An 8171-nucleotide genomic window follows, 5' to 3' on the forward strand; every position below is an offset into this window, starting at 1 on the left:
TTCATTGTTCGCCCTGATGGGGATGCTCAGAGGTATTGCTGCGTCGCCGCATGCAGCCATGCAGCCTGTATCCCACCCATCCGCCGAGCATGAAGGCGAGGCAGCACACGCCCAGCGAGATCATGATGAGATCCCCGATGTCGTTGTCGCTCCTGATGTAGCGCGGGCCATACCACGCGGCAAAACCGTGGAACATGCCGAGGTACGCAGCAGCGGCGAATAAAGAGCCCCCAAAAATAGCCCACAAAATCTTCATGGGACGTTCCAGAAACGCACCTCTTCTGCCTTGAGATAGTCTGGCCAATACCCCTCCAGCGAGATTCCCCACTGGATCCGAACCACGAACTCAGCGCAGTCACCCTCGATCCGTTCCATAGGTCAATGTGGTCTCCCTGCCTGCCCGGGCCCCAATAATTTCTGAAGAACAGAATACCTGTTCGTCCATGGATTGACTTGAAAAGATCCGTGCCGGTTTGCGGGTTTTCAATCTGCTTTCCGACGAATCGGACAGATCGGCCAGGAAGCCTTGATGCGGCCGTGCCAATGATTTTCATAATGGAAATTCATCCAGGTCCGGAACAGAAAACGCCCCTACTGATCCGTCGCCAGCCGCGAAAACAGTTGCAGATCGATCGGCCGCCCCTCCTTCATCTCGTACCCCCGCCGCACCCCCTCGCGTGTGAACCCCAGCCTCGCCAGCAGCGCCGCGCTGGCGTGGTTCTCCATGTCCACGTCGGCACCGATGCGGTGGATGCCCAGCCGGTCGAAGGCATGCCGGATGGCCGCGGCGACGGCCTCGCGGGCCAGGCCCCTGCCCCAGTACGCCGGCAGCAGCCAGTAGCCGATCTCGGCCCGGCGGTGTTCCCGGTCGATGTCGTTGAAGCCGCAGGCGCCGATCAGGCGCTCCGGAGCCCCGGCCAGGCAGACGCACCACCATTGGCCGGTGGCTTCCTGCTGGATGCGGCCGTACCAGCGGAGCTGCTCGCGGGTGGCCTCCAGGCTGGCATAGCGCACGCCGTAATGTTCGATCACGCGCGGATCGCTCAGGCCCTCGAAGATGCCGGGCAGGTCGCTCTCACGGAAGGGGCGCAGCAGGCAGCGGGGGGTGTGGATCCCGATGTCGGGGAATGCAGTCGATGCGTTCATGGCATGGTGGCGATTCAATCGCCGAAGCGCTCGCGGTAAGCCTGGGGCGGAATGCCCAGGTGCCGCAGGAACAGGTGCCGCAGCGCCTGCTCCGAGCCCAGCCCGACGCGCGCGGCCACGGTCTTGAGCGGCAGGGCGGCGTCGGATTCGAGCAGCCGGCGCGCGGCCTCCAGCCGGGCCGACTCCACGAAGGCCGAGGGGCTGCGCCCCGTCTCCTGCGCGAACACGCGGCGGAAGTGGCGCTCGCTCATCGCGGCGCGCCCGGCCAGCACCTGCAGGGTGAGGGGCTCGGACAAATGCTCCAGTGCCCAGGCCTGCACGTCCTGCATGCCGCGGTGGGTGGTCGCCTGGCTGGCGAGCTGCACGCTGAACTGCGATTGCCCGCCGGGCCGCTTGAGGTACATGACCATGTCGCGCGCCACCTCCAGCGCGAGCGCATGGCCGTAGTCCTCTTCCACCAGGGCGAGCGCGAGGTCGATGCCCGCGGTGACGCCCGCGGAAGTCCAGAGGTGGCCGTCGCGCACGTAGATCGCATCCGGATCGACCGCCACGCCCGGGTGCAGTGCCTGCAGCCGGGCGGCCACGCTCCAGTGGGTCGCGGCCCGGCGCCCGTCGAGCAGGCCGGCGGCGGCCAGGAAGAAGCTGCCGGAGCACAGGGCCACCATGCGGCGCACGCGCGATGCCGCGGTGCGAGCCCAGGCCACGATCTCCGGGGCATCGGCCAGGGCCGCCTCGATGCGGCGGGCCCCGACCAGCAGGGCCGTGTCAGGCATCGCTTCGCGCGCCGCCGCATCGCCGGCGGTGCACAGCACCTCGGTGGCGTCCAGGGCCATCAGCGTGTCGGAGCGCACGGGGCCTCGCGCGCGGGCCGCCACCGACACGGCGTAGCCGGGCGGCCGGCCGCGCCGCTCGAGGTGCACGTTCGCATAGTCGAATACCGACAGCGGCCCCACCGCCTCCAGCGCCTTGAAACCCGGATAGACGACGATGTGGACGGACAGGGGCTGGACTGGGTGCATGCGGCGGGGGAAGAGGCTTTCAATCGGACAAAGCGGGCCGGTCATCGGACATCGGCGGTCGCGCGCTGGCCAGGACTGCCCGGCATGCTCTATAAAGCGCAATTGCCTGTTCGCCGGCGCGGCCCGGCCGGCCGGGGCATGCGCGGATTGTCCCCGATCGACGCGCCGCCCACGGGGCCGGCCGGCCGCCCTCTTCTCCTTCCCTTTCGAAAGTATCCTCCATGAAGACCAAAGCAGCCGTCGCCTGGAAATCCGGCGAACCCCTGACCATCGAAACCGTGGACCTCGAAGGCCCGAAGTTCGGCGAGGTGCTGGTGGAGATCAAGGCCACGGGCATCTGCCACACCGATTACTACACCCTCTCGGGCGCCGATCCGGAAGGCATCTTCCCGGCCATACTGGGCCACGAAGGCGCGGGCGTGGTGGTGGACGTGGGCCCGGGCGTCACCTCGCTCAAGAAGGGCGACCACGTGATCCCGCTCTACACGCCCGAGTGCCGGCAGTGCAAGTTCTGCCTCTCGCGCAAGACCAACCTGTGCCAGCTGATCCGCGGCACGCAGGGCAAGGGCCTGATGCCCGACGCCACGAGCCGCTTCAGCCTGGACGGCCAGCCGATCTTCCACTACATGGGCACCAGCACGTTCAGCAACTACACGGTGGCGCCGGAGATCTCGCTGGCCAGGATCCGCGAGGACGCGCCCTTCGACAAGGTCTGCTACATCGGCTGCGGCGTGACCACCGGCATCGGCGCCGTGCTGTTCACGGCCAAGGTGGAGGCCGGCGCGAACGTGGTGGTGTTCGGCCTGGGCGGCATCGGCCTGAACGTGATCCAGGGCGCGAAGATGGTGGGCGCGGACAAGATCATCGGCGTGGACATCAACCCCGCCCGCCAGGAGATGGCCCGCCAGTTCGGGATGACGCACTTCATCAACCCGAACGAGGTGGAGAACGTGGTGGACGCCATCGTGCAGCTGACCGACGGCGGCGCGGACTATTCGTTCGAGTGCATCGGCAACACCAAGGTCATGCGCCAGGCGCTGGAGTGCACGCACAAGGGCTGGGGGCAGAGCATCATCATCGGCGTGGCCGAGGCCGGCGCGGAGATCAGCACCCGCCCCTTCCAGCTCGTCACGGGCCGGCAGTGGAAGGGTTCGGCCTTCGGCGGCGCGCGCGGCCGCACCGACGTGCCGAAGATCGTGGACTGGTACATGGAAGGCAGGATCGACATCGACAGCCTCATCACCCACACGATGCCCCTGGAGGACATCAACAAGGGCTTCGATCTGATGAAACGCGGCGAGTCGATCCGCGGCGTCGTCGTTTACTGATCCAATAGCGACTGCCGGGCCGGTGCCGCCCGGTATGCGATTCCGATCCACAGCCATGACCTACCAACCCATTGAACCTCCCGACGACGTGAAGGCCGCCCTCGAGGCGGCCGCGCGCAGGCCCCGCGCCGCCCAGGTGCCCGGCCTGGATCTGCTGAGCGAGCACGCCTGCTTCGGCGGCTCCCAGCGCTTCTACCGGCATTCCTCCGTGGAAATCGGCCTCCCGATGAAGTTCGGGGTGTACCTCCCGCCCGCGGCGCTGCGCGAACCCGGGCGCAAGGTGCCCACGCTGATGTACCTCGCGGGGCTGACCTGCACCGAGGAAACCTTCATGATCAAGGCGGGCGCCCAGCGCTTCGCCGCCGAACGGGGCATCGCCCTCATCTCGCCCGACACCAGCCCGCGCGGCCCGCAGGCCGAGGCCTTGGAGGGCGCCAACACCGAGTGGGACTTCGGCATCGGGGCCGGCTTCTACCTCGACGCCACCGAGGAGCCGTGGCAGCGCCACTGGCGCATGGAAAGCTACCTCATCGAGGAGCTGATCCCGCTGCTGGGGCGCGTGCTGCCGATCGACACGGCGCGCCTGGGCCTCATGGGCCACTCCATGGGCGGCCACGGCGCGATCACGCTGGCCCTGCGCCATCCCGGCGTGTTCCGCTCGCTCTCGGCCATCGCGCCGATCTGCGCGGCCTCCCAGTGCGCCTGGGGCGACAAGGCGTTCCGCCGCTACTTCGGGACGTCCTGCAAGACCTGGCAGGCGCACGACGCCACCGTGCTCATGCAGCGCCAGCCCGCGGTGCCCTACCCCGACGGCATCCTGGTGGACCAGGGCATGGCGGATGCCTTCCTGGCCGAACAGCTGCACCCCCACGTGTTCGAGGCGGCATGCGCGCTGATCAAGCAGCCGCTCACCCTGCGCCGGCACGCGGATTACGACCACGGCTATTACTTCATCCAGACGGTGATCGGCGACCACGTCGCCCACCACGCCGACCGGCTGGGCTGACGCCCGTCCCTCCCGCGGCCGCGGGCCTGGTCCACACGCGCGCCTCCAGGCCCGGCCCCGGCGCGCGGGGGGAGGCGGATGCGCGCATTCACGCGGCCGGCATGCCCACGGCGGCGGAATCACGGGCGGTTTCGGGCACCGCGGTGGCGAACCCCGTGGGCCGCTGGGCGCGTTAATGCTGTCTTAAGCCGCGGCTTTCACACTGCCGCCATGTTCCCGTCGTCCGCCGTCCCGCTCCGCCCCCCTGCCCTTCCTTCCAGCCGTTTTCCGGCCCGTGCGTCCTCCGGGGGGCTGCATCCGATGGCCGTGCTGCTGTTCGCCTGCCTCTGGATGGGCACGGCCTGCAACCTTCCGCTGTGGGGGGAGGTGCTGCGGCTGCCGGGTGCGCACACGCTGCGCGGCGGGGTGTTTTCCCTGGCCTTCATGGTGGCGGTGTCGTTCGCCACGGCGGCCGTGCTCTCGCTCTTCGCCTGGGGCAAGGCGCTCAAGCCCGTGCTTGCGCTGGCCGTGGTGGCGGCGGCGGCAGGCGCCTATTTCATGGGCACTTACGGCATCGTGATCGATCCCGGAATGATCACCAACGTGGCCCAGACGGACGCGCGCGAAGCCGCGGACCTGTTGACCTGGAAACTGCCGGTGGCGATGCTCGCCATGGCCGGCCCGCCGCTGGTGTGGCTGCTGCGCACCCGGGTTCGCCCGCTGGGCTGGCGCCGGCGCGCGGTGCACCAGACGGCCTTCATGCTGGGTGCGCTGGCCGTCGCGGCGGCCTGCATTCTCGCGGTGTTCCAGGACTTCTCTTCCACCATGCGCAACCACACGCGCATGCGCTACCTGGTCAATCCGCTCAACAGCGTCTATGCCGTCGGCAGCCTGGCGGCCAGGCCTCTGCGCCATGACCGCGGCCCGCTGCAGCCGCTGGGCCGGGACGCGCGGCTGGGAGCGACCTATGCGGGCCAGGCGAAGCCGCCGCTGCTGGTGCTGGTGCTGGGCGAGACAGGGCGCAGCGGCAACTTCGGCCTGAACGGCTACGCGCGCGATACGACGCCCGAGCTGTCGGCACGCAAGGACATCGCCACCGCCACCGATGCCTGGTCCTGCGGCACCAGCACGGCCGCCTCCGTGCCCTGCATGTACGCGCACCTGGGCAAGGAAGCCTACGAGAAGCGCGGCGCGGACTACGAAACCCTGATGGACGTGCTGCAGCATGCCGGCCTGGCGGTGCTGTGGGTGGACAACCAGTCAGGCTGCAAGGGCGTGTGCGACCGCGTGTCCACCGCCAGCACGTCCGCCACGCCCAACGACCCGACCTGGTGCGCGGACGGCAAGGAATGCCTGGACGACGTCATGCTGAAGGGCCTGGACGCGCGCATCGCCGCCCTGCCCGCCGAGCAGCGTGCGCGCGGCGTGGTGGTGGTGCTGCACCAGATGGGCAGCCACGGGCCGGCCTACGCCAGGCGATCGCTGCCTTCGCAGAAGAGATTCCAGCCCGAGTGCAAGACCTCCGCATTGCAGGAATGCACGCGCGAGCAGGTGGTGAATGCCTACGACAACAGCATCGTCTCCACCGACCATTTCCTGAACAGCACCATCGGCTGGCTGGAGGCGCGCTCGGCCAGCGCCGAGACCGCCATGGTGTACGTGGCCGACCACGGCGAATCCCTGGGCGAGAACGGCATCTACCTGCACGGCATGCCCTACTCCATCGCGCCCGATGTGCAAAAGCACGTGCCGTGGATCACCTGGCTGTCGCCGGCCATGCAGCAGCGCACGGGCATCGCGACCGGCTGTCTGCAGAAGGACCTGCGCAGCCGCCGCATCACGCACGACAACTATTTCCATTCGGTGCTCGGGCTGATGGACGTGCAGACGGGCGCCTACCAGCCGGCGAAGGACATGTACGCGGCTTGCCGCGTGGCGGCACGGGGCTGAGAAGCGGCCCCGTGCCCGCGCGCTGCCACGGGGCAGCGCGGCAATCCTTCCTCAGTCCAGTTGCCCCTGGCAAAGGTACTTGGTGTGCAGGTAGTCGTCCAGGCCGTGGGTGGAGCCCTCGCGGCCGTAGCCGGATTCCTTCACGCCGCCGAACGGCGCGGCCTCGGCCGCCAGCGCGCCTTCGTTGATGCCCACGATGCCCGTCTCCAGCAGGCCCGCCACGCGCCAGATCCGCCGCACGTCGCGGCTGTAGAAGTACGCCGCCAGCCCGAAGGGCGTGTCGTTGGCCGCGGCGATGACCTCGGCCTCATCGTGGAACACCGTCAGCGGCGCCACGGGACCAAAGGTCTCCTCGCAGGCGCAGGCCATGCTGGCATCCGCGCCCGTGAGCACCGTGGGCGCGTAGTAGTGCTCGCCCAGCTCAGCCAGCCGCCGGCCGCCCGCGAGCACCTTCGCGCCCCGGGCCACGGCGTCCTGCACGTGGCGTTCGATCTTCTCGACCGCACGCTCGTTGATCATCGGGCCGATCTGCGAGGCCGCGTCGCTCGCCGGCCCCACCTTGAGCGCCGCCACCCGCGCCGCGAGCTTGCCCGCGAACGCCTCGTGCACGGCCGCGTGCACGTACACCCGGTTCGGGCTCACGCAGGTCTGCCCGCCGTTCCTGAACTTCGCGGCCATGAAGCCGTCCACGGCCGCGTCCACGTCGGCATCCTCGAACACGATGAAGGGCGCGTTGCCGCCCAGCTCCAGCGAGAGCTTCTTGAGCGTGTCGGCGCTGCGGCGCGCCAGGTGCTTGCCCACGGGCGTGGAGCCGGTGAAGGTGATCTTGCGCACGCGCGGATCGTCCAGCCAGGCATCGACCACCTCGGGCGTGTGCGCACGCGAGGCGGTGACGATGTTGAGCACGCCCGGCGGAATGCCCGCCTCCTCGGCCAGCGCCACCAGCGCCAGCGAGGTCAGGGGCGTGTCCTCCGCGGGCTTGCACACCACCGTGCAGCCGGCAGCCAGCGCCGGGGCGATCTTGCGCGCGATCATCGCGGCGGGGAAGTTCCACGGGGTGATGGCGGCGACCACGCCCACGGGCTCCCTGAGGGCGAACATGCGCCGGCCCGGCACGGGCGCGGGGATGATCTCGCCGTTCATGCGCGTGGCTTCCTCGCCGAACCACTCGATGTAGCTGGCGGCGTAGGCGACCTCGCCCTTGCCTTCGGCCAGGGGCTTGCCCTGCTCCAGCGAGATGAGCGCGCCCAGCGCGTCCTGGCGGGCCATGACGAGGTCGTTCCAGCGCTTGATGAGGGCCGCGCGCTGCTTGGCGGGCACGTGGCGCCAGGTGGCGAAGGCGGCATGGGCGGCGTCGGCGGCGGCGCGGGCGTCCTGGGCGCTGCCGTCGGGCACCTGCGTGATGGTGCCGCCGGTGGCCGGATCGGTGACGGCGAAGGTGGCGCCGCTGGCGGCGGCCTGCCACCGGCCGGCGATGCACAGCTGGCTGCGCACCAGCGGCAGGGCCGCGGCAGAGAGTGCGGAAGGGGCGGAGGGAGTGGAAGCGGAAGAGGTCATGGTGCGGAAAAAGGCAGCCGTTGCACGGCGGGGTCAACAGTTCGTCGGCGGGAGGAAGGTCGGTCCCATGGCGGGCTCAGGCCGCAGCGGAGATGGCCGCCGCGATGGCTTCGCCCACCTGCGTGGTGCTGGCCGTGCCGCCCAGGTCCGGCGTCTTCGGCCCGCTCTGGATCACCTGCTCGATGG

7 protein-coding genes and 1 pseudogene are annotated in these 8171 nt (G+C 69.5%); 3 read left to right on the plus strand and 5 right to left on the minus strand.

Annotated elements, in window-relative coordinates; genetic code table 11:
- Nucleotide 1: 1 nt before the first annotated feature.
- The 4 genes and pseudogenes from BLR99_RS23070 to BLR99_RS08695 form a co-directional block, all read right to left on the minus strand.
- Complete coding sequence (locus BLR99_RS23070; RefSeq protein ID WP_017438520.1) at nt 2-256, minus strand: hypothetical protein; 255 nt, start codon at nt 254-256, stop codon at nt 2-4.
- 145 nt (nt 257-401) lie between these two features.
- Nucleotides 402-554: pseudogene (locus BLR99_RS23440) on the minus strand (hypothetical protein); the annotation flags it as partial.
- 37 nt (nt 555-591) lie between these two features.
- Nucleotides 592-1146: a GNAT family N-acetyltransferase gene (locus BLR99_RS08690; RefSeq protein WP_017438518.1), complete on the minus strand. Its 555-nt coding sequence runs from the start codon at nt 1144-1146 to the stop codon at nt 592-594.
- 14 nt (nt 1147-1160) lie between these two features.
- Complete coding sequence (locus BLR99_RS08695; protein WP_046059590.1) at nt 1161-2165, minus strand: GlxA family transcriptional regulator; 1005 nt, start codon at nt 2163-2165, stop codon at nt 1161-1163.
- Between the two features lie 221 nt (nt 2166-2386).
- Here BLR99_RS08695 and BLR99_RS08700 point away from each other — a divergent pair, with 221 nt between their 5' ends.
- The 3 genes from BLR99_RS08700 (at nt 2387) to BLR99_RS08710 (ending at nt 6428) form a co-directional block, all read left to right on the plus strand.
- On the plus strand, nt 2387-3493 hold the full coding sequence (locus BLR99_RS08700; protein WP_046059591.1) for an S-(hydroxymethyl)glutathione dehydrogenase/class III alcohol dehydrogenase: 1107 nt from the start codon (nt 2387-2389) through the stop codon (nt 3491-3493).
- A 136-nt stretch (nt 3494-3629) separates the two neighbouring features.
- The gene (fghA, locus tag BLR99_RS08705; RefSeq protein WP_046059632.1) at nt 3630-4499 is read left to right on the plus strand and encodes an S-formylglutathione hydrolase; all 870 of its coding nucleotides are present in this window, start codon (nt 3630-3632) and stop codon (nt 4497-4499) included.
- 210 nt (nt 4500-4709) lie between these two features.
- The gene (locus BLR99_RS08710; protein ID WP_046059592.1) at nt 4710-6428 is read left to right on the plus strand and encodes a phosphoethanolamine transferase; all 1719 of its coding nucleotides are present in this window, start codon (nt 4710-4712) and stop codon (nt 6426-6428) included.
- A 51-nt stretch (nt 6429-6479) separates the two neighbouring features.
- Here BLR99_RS08710 and BLR99_RS08715 read toward each other — a convergent pair whose 3' ends face one another.
- Entirely contained in the window at nt 6480-7985 is a 1506-nt protein-coding gene (locus BLR99_RS08715; RefSeq protein WP_046059593.1) for an NAD-dependent succinate-semialdehyde dehydrogenase, read from the minus strand.
- Nucleotides 7986-8171 lie beyond the last annotated feature (186 nt).

This window comes from Paracidovorax citrulli, assembly GCF_900100305.1.
GTDB classification, from domain to species: domain Bacteria; phylum Pseudomonadota; class Gammaproteobacteria; order Burkholderiales; family Burkholderiaceae_C; genus Paracidovorax; species Paracidovorax citrulli.